At 64.8% G+C, this 20,368-nt stretch carries 17 protein-coding genes; 6 read left to right on the top strand and 11 right to left on the bottom strand.

The genetic code is table 11. The features are described from left to right. Window positions 1-127 precede the first annotated feature (127 nt). Entirely contained in the window at window positions 128-2,062 is a 1,935-nt protein-coding gene (locus GGI48_RS13445; RefSeq protein WP_179598684.1) for an ATP-dependent DNA helicase RecQ, read from the top strand. A gap of 112 nt (window positions 2,063-2,174) precedes the next feature. Continuing rightward, entirely contained in the window at window positions 2,175-2,609 is a 435-nt protein-coding gene (locus GGI48_RS13440; RefSeq protein WP_047301002.1) for an acyl-CoA thioesterase, read from the top strand. Window positions 2,610-2,788: 179 nt separating this feature from the next. Here GGI48_RS13440 and GGI48_RS13435 read toward each other — a convergent pair whose 3' ends face one another. The 3 genes from GGI48_RS13435 to GGI48_RS13425 all read right to left on the bottom strand — a co-directional run bounded on the left by GGI48_RS13435 (window position 2,789) and on the right by GGI48_RS13425 (window position 7,078). Continuing rightward, on the bottom strand, window positions 2,789-3,262 hold the full coding sequence (locus tag GGI48_RS13435) for a YMGG-like glycine zipper-containing protein (protein ID WP_047301004.1): 474 nt from the start codon (window positions 3,260-3,262) through the stop codon (window positions 2,789-2,791). Window positions 3,263-3,561: 299 nt separating this feature from the next. After that, a complete protein-coding gene (locus tag GGI48_RS13430; RefSeq protein WP_179598682.1) occupies window positions 3,562-5,910 on the bottom strand; it encodes an FdhF/YdeP family oxidoreductase in 2,349 nt (782 codons plus the stop codon). Between the two features lie 280 nt (window positions 5,911-6,190). After that, the gene (locus tag GGI48_RS13425; protein WP_103740877.1) at window positions 6,191-7,078 is read right to left on the bottom strand and encodes a LysR family transcriptional regulator; all 888 of its coding nucleotides are present in this window, start codon (window positions 7,076-7,078) and stop codon (window positions 6,191-6,193) included. A gap of 137 nt (window positions 7,079-7,215) precedes the next feature. Here GGI48_RS13425 and lysM point away from each other — a divergent pair, with 137 nt between their 5' ends. Continuing rightward, complete coding sequence (gene lysM / locus GGI48_RS13420) at window positions 7,216-7,656, top strand: peptidoglycan-binding protein LysM (RefSeq protein WP_179598680.1); 441 nt, start codon at window positions 7,216-7,218, stop codon at window positions 7,654-7,656. Between the two features lie 70 nt (window positions 7,657-7,726). Here lysM and yrfG read toward each other — a convergent pair whose 3' ends face one another. Then, window positions 7,727-8,389: a GMP/IMP nucleotidase gene (gene yrfG, locus GGI48_RS13415; RefSeq protein WP_179598678.1), complete on the bottom strand. Its 663-nt coding sequence runs from the start codon at window positions 8,387-8,389 to the stop codon at window positions 7,727-7,729. A 65-nt stretch (window positions 8,390-8,454) separates the two neighbouring features. Here yrfG and nudE point away from each other — a divergent pair, with 65 nt between their 5' ends. Together nudE and cysQ are read left to right on the top strand one after the other, a co-directional pair. Next, a complete protein-coding gene (gene nudE / locus GGI48_RS13410; protein WP_016963637.1) occupies window positions 8,455-9,021 on the top strand; it encodes an ADP compounds hydrolase NudE in 567 nt (188 codons plus the stop codon). A gap of 11 nt (window positions 9,022-9,032) precedes the next feature. Continuing rightward, window positions 9,033-9,860 carry a 3'(2'),5'-bisphosphate nucleotidase CysQ gene (gene cysQ / locus GGI48_RS13405; protein ID WP_179601987.1) on the top strand — a complete coding sequence of 276 codons (828 nt, stop codon included), beginning with the start codon at window positions 9,033-9,035 and terminating at the stop codon, window positions 9,858-9,860. A gap of 141 nt (window positions 9,861-10,001) precedes the next feature. On the opposite strand, the gene GGI48_RS13400 is transcribed toward cysQ, so the two are convergent. From GGI48_RS13400 to rfbB, 7 genes are all read right to left on the bottom strand, one after another. Next, window positions 10,002-10,457, bottom strand: coding sequence for a thioesterase domain-containing protein (locus tag GGI48_RS13400; RefSeq protein ID WP_179598676.1), 456 nt, complete (start codon window positions 10,455-10,457; stop codon window positions 10,002-10,004). A 37-nt stretch (window positions 10,458-10,494) separates the two neighbouring features. Further along, window positions 10,495-11,901 (bottom strand): sigma-54-dependent transcriptional regulator, encoded by a 1,407-nt coding sequence (locus tag GGI48_RS13395; protein ID WP_179598674.1) that lies wholly within the window; start codon window positions 11,899-11,901, stop codon window positions 10,495-10,497. A 74-nt stretch (window positions 11,902-11,975) separates the two neighbouring features. Continuing rightward, window positions 11,976-13,784, bottom strand: a complete 1,809-nt coding sequence (locus tag GGI48_RS13390) for an ATP-binding protein (RefSeq protein WP_016963621.1) — start codon at window positions 13,782-13,784, stop codon at window positions 11,976-11,978. A gap of 34 nt (window positions 13,785-13,818) precedes the next feature. Then, window positions 13,819-14,700, bottom strand: a complete 882-nt coding sequence (rfbD, locus tag GGI48_RS13385; RefSeq protein ID WP_179598672.1) for a dTDP-4-dehydrorhamnose reductase — start codon at window positions 14,698-14,700, stop codon at window positions 13,819-13,821. Further along, window positions 14,697-15,242: a dTDP-4-dehydrorhamnose 3,5-epimerase gene (gene rfbC, locus GGI48_RS13380; protein ID WP_179598670.1), complete on the bottom strand. Its 546-nt coding sequence runs from the start codon at window positions 15,240-15,242 to the stop codon at window positions 14,697-14,699. The genes rfbD and rfbC overlap by 4 nt, the downstream gene beginning before the upstream one ends. Continuing rightward, window positions 15,239-16,114, bottom strand: a complete 876-nt coding sequence (gene rfbA / locus GGI48_RS13375) for a glucose-1-phosphate thymidylyltransferase RfbA (RefSeq protein ID WP_179598668.1) — start codon at window positions 16,112-16,114, stop codon at window positions 15,239-15,241. Before rfbA ends, rfbC begins: the two co-directional genes overlap by 4 nt. Beyond that, window positions 16,111-17,193: a dTDP-glucose 4,6-dehydratase gene (gene rfbB, locus GGI48_RS13370; RefSeq protein ID WP_179598666.1), complete on the bottom strand. Its 1,083-nt coding sequence runs from the start codon at window positions 17,191-17,193 to the stop codon at window positions 16,111-16,113. The genes rfbA and rfbB overlap by 4 nt, the downstream gene beginning before the upstream one ends. Before the next feature lie 241 nt (window positions 17,194-17,434). Between rfbB and GGI48_RS13365 the strand changes: the two genes are divergently transcribed. Further along, window positions 17,435-20,353 carry an aminotransferase gene (locus GGI48_RS13365; RefSeq protein ID WP_179598664.1) on the top strand — a complete coding sequence of 973 codons (2,919 nt, stop codon included), beginning with the start codon at window positions 17,435-17,437 and terminating at the stop codon, window positions 20,351-20,353. The last annotated feature ends 15 nt before the right edge of the window (window positions 20,354-20,368 follow it).

The raw sequence follows: 20,368 nt of genomic DNA, 5'->3' as shown, positions 1-20,368 counted from the left end.
CGGGCTTGTGAGGCAAAGCGCTATCGCCCGGTATCATCCGGTATCCGTTTTTGCGCGACCTTTTCTCGACCCGCCGACCTGTGCCGCTAGGCTTCAACACAGGTCAGCGGTCAAAGGAGTGACCCTTATGCACAGCACCCTCGAACAGGTCTTCGGTTATCCACAGTTTCGTCCGGGCCAGGAGGCCGCGGTCAGCGCGGTGCTGGCCGGACGCTCGGCGGCGGCGATCTTTCCCACCGGCTCGGGCAAGTCCCTGTGCTACCAATTGCCGGCCCTGCTGCTGCCGCACCTGACCCTGGTGGTCTCGCCGCTGCTGGCTTTGATGCAGGATCAGTTGGCCTTCCTCCAGCGTCACGGCATCGTCGCCGCCAGCATCGATTCGGCCCAGAGCCGCGATGCAGCCAACGACGTCATGGCTCGGGCCCGCTCCGGTGAGTTGAAGATCCTGATGATCTCGGTGGAGCGTTTGAAGAACGAGCGCTTCCGCAATTTTTTGCAGCAGGTGCCCATCTCCCTGCTGGTGGTGGATGAGGCTCACTGCATCTCCGAATGGGGCCACAACTTCCGCCCCGACTACCTGAAACTGCCGGACTACCAGCGCCAGTTCAACATTCCCCAGGCCCTGTTGCTCACGGCCACGGCGACGCCCAAGGTGATCGCCGACATGCAGGCCAAGTTCGCCATCGACGCCGCCGACGTGGTGACCACCGGCTTCTACCGGCCCAACCTCAACCTGCTGGTGGAGCCGGTGCGCGGCGCGGACAAGCGCCGGCGCCTGGTGCAGTGGATGGGTGAACGGGCCGGGCAGCCGAGCATTGTCTACGTGACGCTGCAAAAGACCGCCGAGCAGATCGCCGAGCACTTGAGCCGCCAGGGCATCGCTGCCGAGGCGTACCACGCGGGTCTGCCCCACGAGCAGCGCGAGTCGATCCAGCGCCGGTTCATGGAGGGGCGCAGTCACTGCATCGTCGCCACCATCGCCTTCGGCATGGGCATCGACAAGAGCGACATCCGCAACGTGGTGCACTTCGACCTGCCCAAGTCCATCGAGAACTACAGCCAGGAAATCGGCCGCGCCGGGCGCGACGGCCAGCCTTCGGACTGCCTGGTGCTGGCCAACCGCGACAGCCTCAACGTGCTGGAGAATTTCGTTTACGGCGACACCCCGGAGCTGAGCGGCATCCGCTGCGTGCTGGATGAATTGCAGGCGTCGGTGCCGGACGGACAGTGGGAATTCCTGCTCGGGCCCCTGGCGGACCAGAGCAACATCCGCCAGTTGCCGCTCAAGACCCTGTTGGTGCAGTTGGAACTGCGGGGCCTGATCGCCCCACGCTATGCCTACTTCGCCGAGTACCGCTTCAAGTTCCTGCTGGAGCCCGAGGCCTTGCTGGCGCGTTTCGAAGGCGAGCGCCGGGACTTTGTCCAGGCCATCATCAACACCTCCAGCCGGGCCCGGACCTGGGCCACGGTGAATTTCGACGCGCTCTACGAGCAGTACCAGGCGCCGCGCAACCGGGTGGTCCAAGCCCTGGATTATTTCCAGGAGCAGGGCTGGGTGGAGCTGGAAAGCAAGCAGATGACCGAGGTCTACAGCCTGCTGCAAACCGACTTCGATGCCGCTGCCTTGAGCACAGACCTGCATGCTTACTTCACCCGGCATGAAGGCAGCGAGATTGCACGGATTCACGCCATGCTCGACCTGTTCGCCACCGAGCAGTGCCTGGGGCATCGCCTGGCGCAGTATTTTGGTGACGATCAGGCGCCCCAGCGTTGTGGGCATTGTTCGGTCTGTCACGGCCAGGTGGCGCGATTGCCGGAGCCACCCGCGTTGCCCGCGCTTGTGGATAAAAACTTCAACGGGCTGTGTGGCGACTTTATCCACAGGCATCAGCAGCACACCGGCGATGTACCGGGAGCAGAGCGGCTGACGCGCTTTCTCTGCGGCATCAGCGTGCCGCTGTTCACCAAGCTCAAGGCCCGCAGCATTCCCGGTTTCGCGGCATTGGAGGATTACCCTTACGCCGCGGTGCGTGAGTGGTGCGAGGCTCATCTGGCTGCCTGACAAGCCACCGGGGCAATGGAGGCAAAAGGGTTTGCCCTGGCTTGGGCGTCTGCGGTGAAATGCCGGGCGATCAGCCGATCGTCCGGTCTGCAATCCAAGGGAGAGAGCCCCGATGTCCGAGCCCATGCCGCAACGCGGCGACTATCGCCACTTCCAGCCGATCATCACCCGCTGGCACGACAACGACGTCTACGGCCATGTGAATAACGTCACCTACTACAGCTTCTTCGACACGGCGGTGAATACCTACCTGATCGAACAGGGCGGGCTGGATATTCATGGGGGCGAGGTGGTGGGATTCGTGGTCAGCTCGGCCTGCGACTACTTTGCTTCCATCGCCTTTCCCGAGCGTATCGAGATCGGCCTGCGGGTCGGCAAGCTGGGCAACAGTTCGGTGCAATACGAACTGGCGGTGTTCAAGGCGGGAGAGGCCGATGCCTGTGCGGCGGGACGTTTTGTCCATGTGTTCGTGGATCGGGGATCGAACCAGCCGGTGCCGATTCCGCCCGCGTTGCGAGCGGCTCTGGAGCGCCTGCTGCTGGCGTGAACTTCGATACTCGATCTCAACCCCGGCACCGGCTCTTGTAGCCGCTGCCGAAGGCTGCGATCGGCTCCGCAGGAGACGCCAAACCTGAATCCACGTGGCAACTGACTCACCGCAGCGCCTGGCTTGGCGAGGCCTGCGGCCTCGTGCGCAGCCTGCGGCAGCGGCTACAGGGCGGGGGGTCAGTCGCGATAGTGACGGTGCTTGCGATGCCCGTAGGCATGGCCACGGCCACGGTGGCCGTCGCGGTAGTAGCGGCGGTCGTCGCGGCCACGGTAGTCGCGATCTTCCCGGGCGCTTTCGTTGCCCATGTAGTTGCCCAGTGCACCGCCGGCGCCACCGCCTGCCGCGGCACCGATCAGGCTGCCGGAGTTGCCGCCCATGCTGCGGCCCACCACGTTGCCGCCGGCTGCGCCCAGGGCGCCGCCAATGGCCGCCTGGCCACGGCTACGCTTGTCCGCACCCACCGCGCTACCGCCGGCGCCGCCCAGGGCCGCACCAATGGCCGAACCGGTGTTGCCGCCGATCTGCTGACCGACCACCGAGCCTAGAACCCCGCCCAATGCGCCGCCCACACCGGCTTCAACGGTGCCACCGGCAGAGGCGACGCCGCTGACCAGGCCAAGGGACAACAAGAGAATCGAGGAGAACTTCATACAGGAGCCTCAAAGGGATGACGGCGCGATCCTGAGGCTGTACCACGCCGCTTACAAACGAAATCCGACGAATAGCACGAGTTGTACACAATCTCGTAACTTACTGTTTTTATTACGGAACTTAAGTGAATTTCGCCGGTCTTTAGCTACTTCGGAATGGCCGCTTTGTTAGCAAAGCGGCCTTTTTTGTGCCTGCGGTTCCAGGCTGCGCAGCGGCTGTCGCCGGCAAGCCGGCGCCTACGATTCACACGCTAACCGTAGGAGCTGGCTTGCCAGCGAAGAGGCCCTCAAGCCAGGAATCAGGCCGAGCGAGCCATGATCAGGCCGTTGTCGCTGGCCGCCTCCAGACGGATGGCGATGAACTTCGAGGTCGGTGTATGGCTGCCGTCGCCGGTGCTTTCCAGCGGCACCAGCGGGTTGACTTCCGGGTAGTAGGCCGCGGCCTGGCCGGCCGGAATATCGAAGGCCAGCAGGGTGAAGCCCTTGACCCGACGCTCGCGGCCGTCATCCCACAGGGAAACGATGTCGGCCTTCTGTCCCGGCTTGAAGCCCAGGCGGATGATGTCCGCTTCGTTGGCGAACAGTACGTCGCGCTGGCCCTTGACCCCGCGGTAGCGGTCATCGAGGCCGTAGATGGTGGTGTTGTACTGGTCGTGGGAGCGCATCGACTGCAGGATCAGGTCCGGCAGTTGCCCGGTGGCCCGGGTGCGTTCGTGGATCAGGTCCTTGGGCAGCAGGTTGGCGCGGAAATTGGCCCGGCCCGAAGGGGTGTTCCACTGGCGCGAACCGGCGCTGTTGCCCAGGTAGAAACCGCCCGGGTGCTTGAGCCGTTCATTGAAGTCCTTGAAGCCGGGAATGGTATCGGCGATCAGGTCGCGAATGCGCCCGTAATCCGCCGCCAGCCAGCTCCAGTCCACCGGCTGGCTGCCCAGGGTCGCGGCGGCGATACCGGCAATGATCCACGGCTCGGAGCGCATCTGCGCCGATAGCGGCTGCAACTGGCCATTGGAGGCGTGGACCATGCTGAAGGAGTCTTCCACGGTCACCGCTTGCGGGCCGCCGGCCTGCTGGTCGATGTCGGTGCGGCCCAGGCACGGCAGGATCAGCGCGTCCTTGCCGTGGGCCAGGTGGCTGCGGTTGAGCTTGGTGCTGATCTGCACGGTGAGGTCGCAATTGCTCAGGGCCTGGAAGGTCCGTGGGCTGTCCGGAGTGGCCTGGGCGAAGTTGCCCCCCAGGCCGATGAATACCTTGGAGCGCCCTTCGAGCATGGCGTGGATCGCCTCGACCACGTTGTGGCCGTTGTCGCGCGGCACTTTGAACTGGAAGCGCCGCTCCAGGGCATCGAGGAAGGCCACCGGCGGGCGTTCGTTGATGCCCATGGTGCGGTCGCCCTGCACGTTGCTGTGGCCGCGCACCGGGCACAGCCCGGCGCCGGGCTTGCCGACGTTGCCGCGCAGCAGCATCAGGTTGGCGATTTCCTGGATGGTCGGCACCGAGTGGCGGTGCTGGGTGATGCCCATGGCCCAGCACATGATCACGTTCTTGCCTTTGGCGTACATGCGCGCCGCCTGCTCGATCTCCACCAGGGTCAGGCCGGACTGCTCGACGATCTGCTCCCACGGGGTGTCGTCGAGGGTGCCCAGGTAATCGAGGACGTGGGCGGTGTGGGCGTTGAGGAAGTCATGGTCGAACACCGATTCTGTGCCGGCTTTCTGCGCATCGCGTTCCCACTGCAGGAGGAACTTGGCCATGCCGCGCAGCAGCGCCATGTCGCCGCCCAGGGCCGGGCGGAAGTAGGCGGTGTTGGTCGGGCGATTGCCGTTGGTGAGCATTTCGATTGGGTTCTGCGGGTGCTGGAAACGTTCCAGGCCGCGCTCCTTCAATGGGTTGACGCAGACCACCTGGGCGCCGCGTTTCACCGCTTCACGCAGCGGTTCGAGCATCCGCGGGTGGTTGGTGCCGGGGTTCTGGCCCCAGACGAAAATCGCGTCCGCATGTTCGAAATCGTCGAAGGTCACGGTGCCCTTGCCGACCCCGACGCTCTGCGCCAGGGCCACGCCGCTGGCCTCGTGGCACATGTTCGAGCAGTCGGGGAAGTTGTTGGTGCCGTAGGCGCGCACGAACAGTTGATACAGGTACGCCGCCTCGTTGCTGGCCCGGCCCGAGGTGTAGAACTCGGCCATGTCCGGGCTGGGCAGGTTGTTCAGGTGCTGGGCGATCAGGCTGAAGGCGTTTTCCCAGCTGATGGGCCGGTAACGGTCAGTCTCGGCGTCGTAGCGCATCGGCTCGGTCAGCCGGCCCTGGTACTCCAGCCAGTAATCACTTTGTTCCAGCAGCGAAGTGACGCTGTGCCTGGCGAAGAAGGCCGCGTCCACCCGGCGCTTGGTGGCCTCCCAGTTGACCGCCTTGGCGCCGTTCTCGCAGAACTTGACCATGCCGCTTTCCGGCGAGTCGCCCCAGGCGCAGCCCGGGCAGTCGAAGCCGCCGTTCTGGTTGGTCTTGAGCATCATGCGGATGTTCTTCAGGGCGTTGTCGCTGGTCAGCCAGGCCTGGGCCACGCTGATCAGGGCGCCCCAGCCACCGGCCGGGCCCTTGTAGGGCTTGTAGCGGGCAACGGGTGTCTGATCGGCTTGGTGGTGTGTACTCACTGGGAATTCTCCAACGCGGGGTTGTGGACCCGCGGCGCACGGTTCTGCGGCAGGTGGGCAAGGTTGAGGCGGTGATGACGCGGCCATCGCATGGCCTGGCTGGTGTCATCCGCTGGCGGGCGCTCAAGGTCGCAGTGGGTCTGGCTGGCGCCGAGCGCGGGTGCGGGAGTTGCCGGGGCTGGCATGGAGTGAGGGACCAGCGGTCATCGGGTCCCAAGACTAAGCGCGGCATTGTGTCGCGTCTAATTGCTACTACTGATCTATTGATAGATGGCGTCGATCAAGGGCCAGGGAAGGATTGTCGGTAGAGATCGAAGCAGGCCTGTGCCAGGGCCGAACGTGGTGCGCTGCGGCGCATGATCAGGCCCAGGCGGGCCAGGGTCTGGGCGTCGGCGATCGGTTGCAGCCGCAGGTGCTCGGTGAGGATCTCCAGGCCGCTGTCCAGGGGCATCACCGCGCAGCACAGGCCGCCGTGGACCAGGCGCAGCAACTGATGGACCGCGTCGGTCTGCAGCAGCGGCTGAGGCTGCAGGCCGCGAATGTGGAAGTGGTGGTCGATGGACTGGCGAAAGTGCATGCCGCTGGTGAGCAGGCCCAGGGGCAGTTCGATCAGCGACTCCCAGCTCAGGGGCTGCTCGCCGAAGCTGAAGTGCCGCTGGTCGTAGAGCAGGCCCATGTGGGTGGGCTCCAGAGGCAGGGCGTCGAAGAGCTCGCTGTCCAGGCGCTCCAGATACGACACGCCGAGGTCCAGGCGATTGCTCGCCAGCTGTTCGAGGATCTGCTCCGAGCTCAGGGACGAGAGTTCGAAGCGCAGGTTCGGGTGGCCGGCATTCAGCCGCTGCAGCAGCGGCAGCGGGTCGAAGCTCGACAGCGGCACCACCCCCAGGCGCAGGGTGCCCACCAGATTGCCGCGGCAGGCGGCGGCCTCGGCCAGCAGGCCGTCATAGGCGGTCATCACGCTGCGGGCCCAGGCCAGTACCCGCTCGCCGGGGGCGGTAAAGCCTTCGAAGCGCTGGCCACGGTTGACCAGGGGCAGGTCGAGCTCTGCTTCGAGGCTGCGCAGGCGCATGGACAGGGTTGGCTGGGTGATGTGGCAGCGCGCGGCGGCCTGGCCGAAGTGGCGGGTTTCGTCGAGGGCGATGAGGAATTTCAGCTGCTTGAGGTCCATCGTCGCTCCGGCGCGGCAAAAGGCCGGGATTCTACCGTGTCGGCGCGGGGCCTGGGTCACCCGTCGCCCGGGAACCTCATGGTCCTGGGCTGGTCTAGTCTTTCGCGTCTGGATCTATCAACCAAGGAGTGTGCGACATGAGCATTTTCAGCTTTGTGAAAGAAGCCGGTGAAAAACTGATCGACCTGCTGACCCCGGGCAATGCCAATGCCAGCGAGCAGCTCAAGGCGCACATTGAAAAGGTCGGCTTGGGCAATCCCAATGTCCATGCCACGGTGGAAGGCGACAAGGTCACGGTGAGCGGTGAAGTGGCGAGCCAGGAAGAGAAAGAAAAGATCCTCTTGGCCCTGGGCAATATCGCCGGTGTCGGCAGTGTCGAGGACCAGATCGCGGTGACCGGTCCCGTGGTGGTTTCTGCGGTGTTCGTCACCGTGAAGAAGGGCGACACCCTGAGCGCCATCGCCAAGGTGCAATACGGCGACGCCAACCAGTACCACAAGATTTTCGAGGCCAACAAGCCGCTGCTGTCGCACCCGGACAAGATCTACCCGGGTCAGGTGCTGCGCATTCCTGAATGATCGAGCCTGTTTTCGCGGGCAAGCCCGCTCCTACGGGATGGTGTAGGAGCGGGCTTGCCCGCGAAGGCATTCACAGCCCTTCGATCAACGCCCGGTAATCCTCCAGCGCCGCGAACTCCGCGGTGTCCTTGGGGCCTTTGCGACTGTCCGGCCGGCTGACCGCCAGCAACTGCGCCACGCCGAACTCCCGCGCACTGCGCAGAATCGGCAAGGTGTCGTCGATGAACAGGCTGCGGGCCGGGTCGAACTGGATATCGGCCCGCAGCGCATCCCAGAACTGTGGATTTTCCTTGGGGAACCCGTAGTCGTGGGAGCTGATCAGGCGCTCGAAGTTAGGCGCCAGTTCGATCCGTTCCAGCTTCAACGACAGGGAATCACGATGGGCGTTGGTGATCAGGATCACCCGCTTGCCAGCCTTCTTGATGGCGGCGAGAAAGGTGTCGGCATCCGGGCGCAGGGCAATCAGGTGGGCCGTTTCCAGCTTCAGCTGGCGCACCGGGAGCTTCAGTTCGGCGCTCCAGAAGTCCAGGCAATACCACTGCAACTGACCGGCATTGCGTTCGAACAAAGGTTGCAGCTCAAGCTCGGCCATGGCCCGGCTGACCCCGTGCAACTCGGCGTAGCGCTGGGGCAAGTGTTCCATCCAGAAGTGGTTGTCGTAGTGCAGATCCAGCAGGGTGCCGTCCATATCCAGCAGGACGGTATCGATATCGCGCCAGGGCAGCAGGGCCATTGAACACTTCTCCAGCGGTAAGAAAACAGCCTGTATAGTAACCCGCTATCGCCAAGGAGCCCGCTATGCGCCAGAAACCCACTGTACTCGCCCGCGAGATCGTCGCCACCAGTCGTCTGTTCTGTGTCGAAGAGGTGCAGTTGCGGTTTTCCAATGGCGTGGAACGCACTTATGAGCGCCTGGTGGGCAAGGGCGCGGGCTATGGCGCGGTGATGATCGTGGCCATGCTTGATGCCGAGCACGCGGTGCTGGTGGAGGAATATTGCGGCGGCACCGACGCCTACGAGCTGTCCCTGCCCAAGGGCCTGATCGAGCCGGGAGAAGATGTGCTGGCGGCGGCCGAGCGTGAACTCAAGGAAGAAGCCGGGTTTGGCGCGCGGCAACTGGAGCACCTGACCGAGCTGTCGTTGTCCCCGGGCTACATGAGCCAGAAGATCCAGGTGGTATTGGCCACCGATTTGTATGAAGAGCGCCTGGAGGGCGATGAGCCGGAGCCGATGCGGGTCGACAAGATCAACCTGCGCGAGCTGGCCAGCCTGGCGCAGAATCCTCAGTTCAGCGAAGGCCGGGCCCTGGCCGCGCTGTACCTGGCCCGCGACCTGCTGAGCCAGCGCGGAGCCTTTCCAGCATGAGCATGACCTCGATGAATTTTCCCCATCCTTTATTGGCGCCGGTGGCCGAGCTGGCCCTGCGCGCTGGCGAGGCGATCCTGCCGTTCTGGCGCGCCGAAGTAGCGGTCAACCACAAGGCGGACGAATCGCCGGTGACCGCCGCCGATCTTGCGGCCCACCACTTGATCGTCGCCGGCCTCAAGGCCCTGGACCCGAGCATCCCGGTGCTCTCCGAAGAGGACGCCGACATTCCCCAAGCTACTCGGGCCGGTTGGCAGCGCTGGTGGCTGGTGGACCCGCTGGATGGCACCAAGGAGTTCATCTCCGGCAGCGAGGAGTTCACCGTCAACATCGCCCTGATCGAACAGGGGCGGGTGGTGTTTGGCGTGGTGTCGATGCCCACCAATGGCCGTTGCTATCTCGGCGGCGCTGGCCTTGGCGCCTGGCGCGTGGATCAGGGGCAGGCGCCGCAAGCGATCCGGGTGCGTGAGCAGCCAGGTGCTGGCGAGGCTTTTACCGTGGTGGCCAGCCGGCGCCATTCGAGCCCGGATCAGGAGCGCCTGCTGGGTGGCTTGAGCGCTGCCCTGGGTGAATTGCAATTGGCCAATATCGGCAGCTCGCTGAAATTCTGCCTGCTGGCCGAAGGCGCGGCCGATTGTTATCCGCGCCTGGCGCCGACCTCCCAATGGGACACCGCGGCGGCCCAGGGCGTGCTCGAAGGGGCGGGTGGGGAAGTGCTGGATCTTGCCGGTGCGCCGTTCTGCTATCCACCGCGGGAGTCGTTGCTTAACGGCTTTTTCCTGGCGCTACCGGCCAAGGCGGCTTGGCGCGGCAAACTGCTGGAGCTGGCCCGCGCCTGATCGCCCGCGGCGACTTGCCTCTGCAACCTCTTGTGTAGGCGCCGGCTTGCCGGCGAAGGGGCGCTTGAGCCCTGTGCAGGAGTTTCCGGCCTCTTCGCTGGCAAGCCAGCTCCTACAGATTTGAGCCGGTTCCGAAACGGGTTAGCGATGCAGGACGTACTGACCGGCAAAGCGCACGGCGTCGTCGTCGCTGCCGATGTTCACCACCCGGGTGTGCAAGGTCAGGCGGGCGCGGCCGTAACGCTGGTACATCGAGAGAAATTTCTTCCAGACCTTGTCCTCCGGCGCCGGGCAGATCGCCACGGCATCGCCGGTGACCGGCAGCGGGTAGCTGATCTGCCCTTCCTGGATGACGATATGCCCGTCATCAATCCCCTCTTCCTTGAGCCGCAAATGCAGCCAGCCCCAACCGGCCAGTACCGCGCCGCAATACAGGCTGCCGCCGAACATGGTGCTCTTGTGGTTGACGTTGGCCTCCAGCGGCAGTTGCAGGCGCAGCTGTTGCGCCTGCCAGTCGAGTACCTTCAGGCCCATGTCCCGGGTCAGGGGAATGTCGTGGTGGAGGATGGATTCCAGGTAGCGACTGTCGCGGTTCATGCACGAGCCTCAAGGGTGGAAGGGTGGATGGTGCGGTTCATTCGGACTCATCGCCGGGTTGGCTGGCACCGCTGTCGGCGAAGCTCAGGCCGTGTTTGCGCAGCTTGTCGTGCAGGGTCTTGCGCGGAATGCCCAGGGCTTCGGCAAGGCTGCGCAGGGAGCTGTGGGGCTGGGCCATTTCGGCGGCGATCAGGCTCTTTTCGAAGTGTTCCACCTGCTCGCTCAAGCCGCCGCTGATCGGGGTCTGGGCGGTGACGGCGCCAGGTTCCTGCTCGTTGTTGTCCAGGGCCAGTTCCAGGCCCAGGGCAAAGCGCTCGGCGGCGTTTTGCAGCTCGCGCACGTTGCCCGGCCAGTTGTGTCGCAACAGCAGGGCACGATGCCCGGGTTGCAGTTCCTGGAGCGGCAGGCCGTGGCGGGTACTGGCCTCGTCGGCAAAGTGCTGGAACAGCATCAGTACGGCCTCGCCGCGTTCGCGCAGTGGCGGAATGCGCAACGGGGCGACGTTCAGGCGGTAGTAAAGGTCGGCGCGAAAGCGTCCCTGGTCCGCGGCCTGTCGCAAGTCTTCCTTGGTCGCGGCGATGATGCGGATATCCAGGGGGATCTGCTGGTTGCCGCCCAGGCGCTCGACCACCCGCTCCTGCAGCAGGCGCAGCAGCTTGACCTGGACATCCAGGCTCATGCTTTCGATTTCGTCGAGGAACAGGGTGCCGCCGTTGGCGAATTCGAACTTGCCGATGCGGCGCTTCTGCGCGCCGGTAAAGGCCCCAGGTTCATGGCCGAACAGTTCGCTTTCCACCACCGACTCGGCCAGGGCGCCGGCATTGATCGCCACGAACGGCCCGTTGCGCCGCCCCGAGAGGTCGTGCAGGGCGCGGGCTACCACTTCCTTGCCGGCGCCGGTTTCGCCGAGGATCAGCACATCGGCCCGGGTCGCCGCCAGCGCACCGATCTGCTGGCGCAGACGCAGCATCGGCGCCGACTGGCCCACCAGCCGCGCACTGAGTTCCTGGCGGTCGCTTAGGGCCAGACGCAGGCTGCGGTTGTCCAGCACCAGGCGCCGCCAGTCCAGGGCGCGGCGCACGCTGTCCAGCAGGGCGTCGCTGGCGAAGGGCTTTTCCAGAAAGTCGTAGGCGCCGGCGCGCATTGCTTGCACCGCCAGGGGCACGTCACCGTGGCCGGTGATCAGCAGCACCGGCAGTTCCGGGTCCTGGGCATGCAACTGGGTGAGCAGTTCCAGGCCATCCATGCCGGGCATGCGGATGTCGCTGACCACCACGCCCGGCCAGTCCCGCTCCAGGCGCGGGGCCAGGCCCTGGGCCTCGGCCAGGGACAGCACCTTGAGCCCGGCCAGGTCCAGGGTCTGGCTCAGGGCCTGGCGCAGGTGCGGATCGTCGTCGATCAACACCACTTGCAACTGAGGGTCGAGGCTGTCGGGACGGGTCATCGCTCACTTTCCAGGTCGTGTCGTGGCCGGCAACGCCGGGCCGGGCGTGATTGCCAGGTGATTGCCGCTGCGCTTCATACCCCGCGATCCTCGGAGGGTTGCAGGCTGACCCCGGGGGCCCCGGCGCGCAGGCGCAGGGTGATCAGGGCGCCGCCTTCGCGGTGATTGGCGAACGACAGCTCACCGCCGAAGGCGCGCATCAGGGTGTCGCAGATCGCCAGCCCCAGGCCCAGGCCCTGGGTCCGTGTCTTGGTGGTGTAGAACGGCTCGCCGGCGCGGCCCAGGGCTTCCATGCAGAAGCCCGGGCCGTTGTCGCGGATGTACAGGTTGACGCCCGTGGCGGTGGATTCGGCACTCAGCCAGAGTTTGCGCGGCGGGCCTTTTTCGGTCAGGGCATCCAGGGCGTTGGCCAGCAGGTTGCCCAGCACCTGGCGCAGGCGGGTTTCCCCGGCCTCGACCCACAGGGTGGCGGCCGGCAGGTCGCGGATCAGTTCCACTTCCATCGCCCGGCGGCGCTTGGCCAGCAGGGCCAGGGCGTCATCCAGGGCCGGCTGCAGGGCCACGCTTTCCGGGGCGTGATGATCGCGTCGGGCGAAGGCCCGCAGGTGGGCGATGATCGAAGCCATGCGCCCGGTCAGTTCGCTGATCAGCTTGAGATTGCCCCGAGCGTCGTCGGTGCGTTGGTGGTCCAGCAGCACCTCGGCGTTTTCCGCGTAGCTGCGGATCGCCGCCAGGGGCTGGTTGAGTTCATGGCTGATGCTCGCCGACATGGTGCCCAGGGCCGAGAGCTTGCCGGCCTGGACCAGATCGTCCTGGGCGCGCACCAGTTCCTGCTGCGCGGTTTCACGTTCCAGCACTTCCTGTTTCAGGCGCCGGTTGAGGCTTTCCAGGTCACTGGTGCGCTCGGCCACGCGCATCTCCAGTTCACGCCGGGCCTTGGCTTCGAAGGCGATCCGTTCCAGATAATGGCGGCGACGCTGCATCATCAGCCCCAGCAGCAGCATCAGCGCCAGCAGCGCCGCGGCGCCCACCGCCACCACGGTGCGCACCGGACGGTCGATCAGGGTGCGCGGAGCGAGGATGCTGACGCTCCAATGGGTTTCCTCGATCTGCTGGGTCTGGGTCAGCCAGGCATCGGGATTGAGGTTCAGCGGGCGCGGGTCCTGGGTCGGGTAGGGCTGGATGGCGACGATCGCCTGGCGCTCTTCGTCGCTCAAGGGACGGGTCGCGCGAAAGCGCCATTCAGGGCGCGACGTGATGATCACCACGCCATTGTGGTCGGTCAGCAGCAATTGCTCCGGGGTCCGGCCCCAGAGGCTTTCGGTGTGGTCCAGGTCGACCTTGACCACCAGCACGCCGAGGATCCGCTCGCCGTCGCGCACCGCGGCGGCGAAGAAGTAGCCGCGCTTGGCCGAGGTGGTGCCCAGGCCGAAGAAGCGTCCGAGGCGCCCGGCCATGGCTTCGCTGAAATAGGGGCGGAAGGCGAAATTGCGGCCGACGAAGCTGTCGCGCTTGTCCCAGTTGGAGGCCGCCAGGGTCTTGCCGCTGGCGTCCATCAGGTACATGACTTCGGCCCCGGTCTGGGCGCTGATGTTCTTCAGCAGGCGGTTGGCGTTGCCCTGGGTCACGCCATCGTCGGGAGCGCCCAGCACCGCGCGCAGGGCCGGCAGGTCGCCGAGAATCTGCGGCAGCACTTCGTAGCGGTGCAGGGTGCCCAGCAGGTTGGCCACGTACAGGTCGAGGGTCTGGCGATTCTGGCTGGTCAACTCGTTGCGGTAGTAGCGTTCCGCCAGATGCTCCAGCGGCCACAGCAGCGGCGCCAGGCACAGGGCCAGCAAGGCCAGGCTGCGCCAGCGGGGACGACGGGGAAGAGGTGGAGTCATGGAAAAGGCGCCTGTGGATACAGGCGCATTATGCCTAGCCCTGCTCGGCAAGACACTCGCGCAGTGCGCTGTGCCAGTCCGGCTGGGTCACGCCCCATTCCCGAGCCAGGCGGCTGCAGTCCAGGCGCGAGTTGAGCGGCCGCGGAGCCGGTGTCGGGTAGGCGCTGGAGGGGATGGCTTGCAGCACGGCGCAGGGTTTGCCGGTGGCCAGCAACTGCTCGCCGATGGCCTGGGCGAAGCCGAACCAGGACGTTTCGCCCTGGGCGCTGAGGTGGTAGGTGCCCCAGGCGCCCGGTTTGCCTGCCAGCCAGCGTTCGATCAGGGCGCGAGTGCTGTTGGCGATGGTGCCGGCCCAGGTCGGTGCGCCGATCTGGTCGGCCACCACCCGTAGCTCGGGGCGCTCCTGCAGCAGGCGCTGCATGGTCAGCAGGAAGTTCTTGCCATGGCTGGCGTAGACCCAGCTGGTGCGCAGGATCAGGTGCTGGCCCTGCACCTGGCTGATGGCCCGCTCGCCGGCCAGTTTGCTCTGGCCGTAGACCCCCAGTGGATTGGGCTCGTCGTCCTCCACATAGGGCCTGTCCTTGCGCCCGTCGAACACGTAGTCGGTGGAGTAGTGGATCAGCGGCACGCCCAGGGCCTGGGCTTCTTCGGCGAAGATCCCGGGGGCCCTGGCGTTGATTGCAAAGGCCAGCTCCGGCTCGCTTTCGGCCTGATCGACAGCGGTGTGGGCGGCGGCATTGATGATCAGGTGCGGACGCACGGCTCGTACTTGCTGGCGGATCTGCTCCGGGTGGCTCAGATCCAACTGCTCGCGGCCCAGGACCACCAGTTCGCCCAGGTCGCTGAGTCGCTGCTGCAACTCCCGGGAGACCTGGCCGTGCTGGCCGCTGATGAGGATTTTCAAGGGTGTGGTCATGGAAACAGGTCGGCTTCTTTCAGACTTTTGCCATTCTGGTCCTTGGCTGAGAGGGTTGGTGGTTCCTGCAATTGCCAATCGATGGCCAGAGTCGGGTCGTCCCAGCGAATGCAACGCTCAGCGGATGGCGTGTAGTAATCAGTGGTCTTGTAGAGGAACTCGGCGGAGTCGCTGAGCACTACGAAACCATGGGCGAACCCTTCGGGAATCCATAGCTGACGATTGTTCTCTGCGGACAGGCGAACACTTGCCCAGCGGCCGAAACTAGGAGAGCTGCGGCGGATATCCACCGCCACATCCAGTACTTCACCGGCGGTCACCCTGACGAGCTTTCCTTGTGAGTGCTCTATCTGGTAGTGCAGGCCACGCAGCACATTTTTCACTGATCGAGAATGATTATCCTGAACAAACTGCTTTTTCAGGCCGGAAGCCTCTTCGAAGGCTTTTGCATTGAAGCTTTCGTAAAAAAAACCACGCTCATCACCGAAGACCTTGGGTTCGATGATCAAGACCCCGGAAAGCGCAGTCTCAATGATATTCATTGTGCTTCTCCTGCCAGGGTGAACAGGTACTGGCCATAACCGGTCTTGCCGAAATAGGCGGCGCGCTCCAGCAGGTGCTCGCGGCTGATCCAGTGGTTTTCGTAGGCGATCTCTTCCAGGCAGGCCACCTTCAGGCCCTGGCGGTGCTCGATGGTCTGCACGTACTGCGAGGCTTCCAGCAAGCTGTCGTGGGTTCCGGTGTCGAGCCAGGCGAAGCCACGGCCGAAGCGCTCCACATGCAGGTCGCCACGCTTGAGGTAGGCGTTGTTGACGTCGGTGATCTCCAGTTCGCCACGGGGCGAAGGCTTGACCGCCTTGGCGATCTGCACCACGTCGTTGTCGTAGAAATACAGGCCGGTGACGGCGTAGCTGGATTTCGGCTTCTTGGGTTTCTCTTCAATGGACAGGGCGCGGCCTTCGCTGTCGAAATCGATGACGCCGAAACGCTCCGGATCCTTGACCCAGTAGCCGAACACCGTGGCCCCGGAGCTGCGCTTGGCAGCATCGCGCAGTTGTTCGCCGAAGTATTGGCCGTGGAAGATGTTGTCGCCGAGGATCAGGCACACCGGGTCATCACCGATGAACTCCTCGCCGATCAGGAAGGCCTGGGCCAGGCCGTCCGGCGAAGGCTGTTCGGCGTAGTTGAAGCGCACGCCGAACTGGCTGCCATCACCTAGCAGGTTGCGGTATTGCGGCAGGTCCTGGGGGGTAGAGATGATCAGGATGTCCTGGATACCGGCCAGCATCAGTACCGAGATCGGGTAGTAGATCATCGGCTTGTCGTAGATTGGCAACAGTTGCTTGGAAACGCCGAGGGTGATGGGGTGCAGACGGGTGCCGGAACCGCCCGCCAGAACAATGCCTTTGATCATGCAATCAGATCCTTGATGTTAGTGGAGCCCAGGCGTTCGCCCTGATAACTGCCGTCCTGTACCCGGCGGCACCACTCGAGATTTTCCAGGTACCACTGCACGGTCTTGCGCAGCCCGCTGGTGAAGGTTTCTTCCGGCACCCAGCCCAGTTCCCGCTCGATCTTGCCGGCATCGATGGCGTAACGCAGGTCGTGGCCAGGACGATCCTGGACGAAGGTGATCAGGTCGGCGTAGTGCGCGACGCCCTGGGGTTTTTGCGGGGCCAGCTCTTCCAGCAGGCTGCAGATTCCGCGCACCACGTCGATATTTTTCTGCTCGTTATGGCCGCCGATGTTGTAGGTCTCGCCGACCACGCCCTCGGTCACCACCTTGAACAGGGCCCGGGCGTGATCCTCGACGTACAGCCAGTCGCGCACCTGCAGGCCGTTGCCATACACCGGCAGGGGCTTGCCAGCCAGGGCATTGAGGATTACCAGCGGGATCAGTTTCTCGGGGAAGTGGAACGGGCCGTAGTTGTTGGAGCAGTTGGTGATCAGCACCGGCAGGCCGTAGGTGCGCTGCCAGGCGCGGACCAGATGGTCGGACGCAGCCTTGCTGGCGGAGTAGGGCGAGCTGGGGGCGTAGGGCGTGGTTTCGGTGAACAGATCGTCTAAGCCATGCAGGTCGCCATAGACCTCGTCGGTGGAAATATGGTGGAAGCGGAAGGCGGCTTTTTCCGCTTCGGGCAATTTATGCCAGTAGCCGCGGGTCGCTTCCAGCAGGCTGTAGGTGCCAACGATATTGGTCTGGATGAAATCCGACGGCCCATCGATGGAGCGATCGACATGGGACTCTGCCGCCAGGTGCATGATCGCCTGGGGCTGGAAGCGCGCGAGCACGGCGCTGACCGTGGCCTGGTCGACGATGTCCGCCTTGACGAACTCATAGCGGCTGTTGCTGGCGATGCTCTGCAGCGATTCCAGGTTGCCCGCGTAGGTCAGTTTGTCCAGGTTGAGGACTTCGTGTTCCGTGTACTGGATCAGATGGCGGACCAAAGCCGAGCCGATAAAACCGGCTCCGCCGGTGATGAGAATGCGCATGTGGGGTGGCCTGTATCCTAGAAAACGGTCATGTACCGCAAAAAATGCAGCATAGCTTGTCGGCAAGCTGCCCCGGGTGCAATAGGCACTGATTGATGAGGCCACTCTCGGTAACCAGTTGTGGTGCGTTCACTGGCAACCATGGCGGACCGGAGTCTGGCCATGTGTGGTGCGCGGGGGTTGCGCAACGCCCTGCACAATGGCGATATAAGCGGCCTATAACAATTCCAGGGGTCGTTGTATGTTGCTCGCCACCTTGATCCACCGTGCTAGTCTGCCCAGTCCACAGGTTAGCGCGCAGCAAGCGCTGGAGCTGTTGGCAACCCATTACGGCCTGCAGGGGACCCTGCAGTCCCTGGGCAGCCAGCAGGACCTCAACTATCGCCTCGACTGTCCCCAGGGGCGCTTTGTCCTGAAGATCTGTCGCGGCGACTATTCGGTCCTGGAGTTGCAGGCGCAGCACGCGGCTCTCAAGCATCTGCAGCAGCATCCCGAACTGCGAGTGCCGAGGGTGATTCCGGCAAAGAACGGTGCGGACCTTCTGTCCCTGGAAATTGCCGGGCAAGCGCTGCACGTGCGTCTGCTGGACTATATAGAAGGGCGCTCCCTGACCCATCTGCCGCACCTGGGCGTGGAACTGGTGGCGGGCCTGGGCCGGCTCTGCGGGCAGATGGACCTGGCCCTGGCGGACTTCCAGCACCCGGGCCTGGAGCGCACCCTGCAGTGGGATGCGCGGCATGCCCAGGCGTTGATCGGGCATTTGTTGCCCGTGATCCGCGACCCGCAGCAACGGGCCTTGATCGCCGACAGCGCGCAGCGCGCCGAGCGACGCCTGCAGCCTCTGCTCGCGCAGTTGCCGGTGCAGGCGATCCATATGGACATCACCGATGACAACGTGGTCTGGCAGCGCGATGCGTTGCGCCACTGGCAGTTGCAGGGGGTGATTGATTTCGGCGACCTGATCCGCACCTGGCGCATCACCGATCTGTCGGTGACCTGCGCCGCGCTGTTGCATCACGCCGAGGGCGATCCGCTGCGCATCCTGCCGGCGATCCAGGCCTATCACCAGGTCAATCCGTTGCAACGGGCGGAGCTGCTGGCGCTCTGGCCACTGATCGTGGCCCGTGCCGCGGTGCTGGTGCTCAGTGGCGAGCAGCAGGTCAGCATCGATCCGGGCAACGACTATTCCCGTGCGAACCTGGCCCATGAGTGGGAAATTTTCCGCGTGGCCAGCTCCGTGTCTTTCGAGTTCATGGAAGCGGCCATCCTCAGCGCCGTGGGTCAGTCGCTGCCAGCCATCGGTAGCGATGGTTTTGCCCCGCTGTTGCCAAGCCTGGTGGGCCGCGAGTTTGCTCTGATCGACCTGGGCGTGCTCAGCCCGCACTTCGAAGCCGGCAACTGGGAACAGCCGGGAATCGATGATCGGCTGCTGGCCGAAGCCGGTGCCGCCCATGGTCTGGCCGCCAGCCGATACGGTCAGTACCGTCTGTCGCAAACCCGTCCCGACAGTGCCGAGGAGCCGCAAACCTGTCCCTTGCATGTGCAACTGCAAGTCCCGGCGGGCACCGCGGTGGAAGCACCGTTCGCCGGGGTCCTGCACCGTGGCGAGCAGGGCCTGTTGCGCCTCGATGGCCCGACCCTGAGCGTGCACCTGTGGGGCGTCGAGCCTTCACTGCAAGCGGGTGCGGCCCTGGTCAAGGGCCAGGTGCTGGGCGAGGTGGCGGCAGATGGCCGGCTCAAGGTCCAGCTGTGCCGGGGGGCCGAACTGGACCCACCGCTGTTTTGCAGCCCGTCCCGGGCCCCGGCCTGGCAAGCCCTGTGCCCCTCGCCGGCGGCGCTGCTGGGGCTGGCCTGCGATGCTGAACCGGAGCTGGATCCACAGACCCTGCTGGAACGCCGCGATGCCAGCTTTGCGCGCTCGCAGAAGCACTACTACGTCGACCCGCCGCGGATCGAACGCGGTTGGCGCAATCACCTGATCGACATGCAGGGGCGTTCCTACCTGGACATGCTCAACAACGTCGCGGTGCTCGGTCATGGCCACCCACGCATGGCGGCCGTGGCGGCCCGTCAATGGTCGCTGCTCAATACCAATTCGCGTTTTCACTATGCCGCGATCGCCGAGTTTTCCGAGCGCCTGCTGGCCCTGGCGCCGGACTCCATGGACCGGGTGTTCCTGGTCAACAGCGGCACCGAGGCCAATGATCTGGCGATCCGCCTGGCCTGGGCCTACAGCGGCGGGCGCGACATGCTCAGCGTGCTGGAGGCCTATCACGGCTGGTCGGTGGCCGCCGATGCGGTGTCCACCTCCATCGCCGACAATCCCCAGGCCCTCACCAGCCGCCCGGACTGGGTGCACCCGGTCACGGCGCCCAACACCTATCGTGGCGAGTTCCGCGGAGCGCACAGCACGCCGCAGTACCTGCGCAGCGTCGACCAGCAGTTGCACAAGCTGGAGCAGCAGGATCGCCAGTTGGCCGGCTTCATCTGCGAACCGGTGTATGGCAACGCCGGCGGCATCGCCCTGCCGCCGGGCTATCTGCAGGCCGTCTACGAGCGAGTCCGGGCGCGGGGCGGGGTGTGCATCGCCGATGAGGTCCAGGTGGGTTACGGGCGCATGGGCCAGTTCTTCTGGGGCTTTGAGGAGCAGGGCGTGGTGCCGGACATCATCACCATGGCCAAGGGCATGGGCAACGGCCAGCCTCTGGGCGCGGTGATCACCCGGCGCGAAATCGCCGAGGCGCTGGAGGCCGAAGGCTATTTCTTCTCTTCATCCGGCGGCAGCCCGGTCAGTTGCCGCATTGGCCTTGCGGTGCTGGATGTGATGCAGGAGGAAGGGCTCTGGGACAACGCCCGGGTGGTGGGCGAACACTTCAAGCAGCGCCTGGAGGCGCTCAAGGAACGGCATCCGCTGGTGGGTGCGGTGCACGGTTCCGGTTTCTACCTGGGGCTGGAACTGATCCGCGATCACCAGACCCTGGAGCCGGCCACCGAGGAAACCACCCTGCTGTGCGATCGCCTGCGGGAACTGGGGATCTTCATGCAACCCACCGGCGATCACTTGAACATCCTCAAGATCAAGCCGCCGATGGTCACCAGCCGACAGAGCGTGGATTTCTTCGTCGACATGCTGGACAAGGTGCTGGGCGAGGAGCTGTAACGGCTCGTCGTTCGC

The organism is Pseudomonas protegens (assembly GCF_013407925.2).
Classification (GTDB): domain Bacteria; phylum Pseudomonadota; class Gammaproteobacteria; order Pseudomonadales; family Pseudomonadaceae; genus Aquipseudomonas; species Aquipseudomonas fluorescens_AP.
The sequence above is the reverse complement of the archived record's forward strand: the minus strand, read 5'-3'. Positions and strand labels throughout refer to the sequence as shown.

Coding starts and splice junctions, on each gene's coding strand:
- GGI48_RS13445 (WP_179598684.1), top strand. CDS start 128: ATGCACAGCACCCTCGAACAGGTCTTCGGTTATCCACAGTTTCGTCCG.
- GGI48_RS13440 (WP_047301002.1), top strand. CDS start 2,175: ATGTCCGAGCCCATGCCGCAACGCGGCGACTATCGCCACTTCCAGCCG.
- GGI48_RS13435 (WP_047301004.1), bottom strand. CDS start 3,262: ATGAAGTTCTCCTCGATTCTCTTGTTGTCCCTTGGCCTGGTCAGCGGC.
- GGI48_RS13425 (WP_103740877.1), bottom strand. CDS start 7,078: ATGGACCTCAAGCAGCTGAAATTCCTCATCGCCCTCGACGAAACCCGC.
- lysM (WP_179598680.1), top strand. CDS start 7,216: ATGAGCATTTTCAGCTTTGTGAAAGAAGCCGGTGAAAAACTGATCGAC.
- yrfG (WP_179598678.1), bottom strand. CDS start 8,389: ATGGCCCTGCTGCCCTGGCGCGATATCGATACCGTCCTGCTGGATATG.
- nudE (WP_016963637.1), top strand. CDS start 8,455: ATGCGCCAGAAACCCACTGTACTCGCCCGCGAGATCGTCGCCACCAGT.
- cysQ (WP_179601987.1), top strand. CDS start 9,033: ATGAATTTTCCCCATCCTTTATTGGCGCCGGTGGCCGAGCTGGCCCTG.
- GGI48_RS13400 (WP_179598676.1), bottom strand. CDS start 10,457: ATGAACCGCGACAGTCGCTACCTGGAATCCATCCTCCACCACGACATT.
- GGI48_RS13395 (WP_179598674.1), bottom strand. CDS start 11,901: ATGACCCGTCCCGACAGCCTCGACCCTCAGTTGCAAGTGGTGTTGATC.
- GGI48_RS13390 (WP_016963621.1), bottom strand. CDS start 13,784: ATGACTCCACCTCTTCCCCGTCGTCCCCGCTGGCGCAGCCTGGCCTTG.
- rfbD (WP_179598672.1), bottom strand. CDS start 14,700: ATGACCACACCCTTGAAAATCCTCATCAGCGGCCAGCACGGCCAGGTC.
- rfbC (WP_179598670.1), bottom strand. CDS start 15,242: ATGAATATCATTGAGACTGCGCTTTCCGGGGTCTTGATCATCGAACCC.
- rfbA (WP_179598668.1), bottom strand. CDS start 16,114: ATGATCAAAGGCATTGTTCTGGCGGGCGGTTCCGGCACCCGTCTGCAC.
- rfbB (WP_179598666.1), bottom strand. CDS start 17,193: ATGCGCATTCTCATCACCGGCGGAGCCGGTTTTATCGGCTCGGCTTTG.
- GGI48_RS13365 (WP_179598664.1), top strand. CDS start 17,435: ATGTTGCTCGCCACCTTGATCCACCGTGCTAGTCTGCCCAGTCCACAG.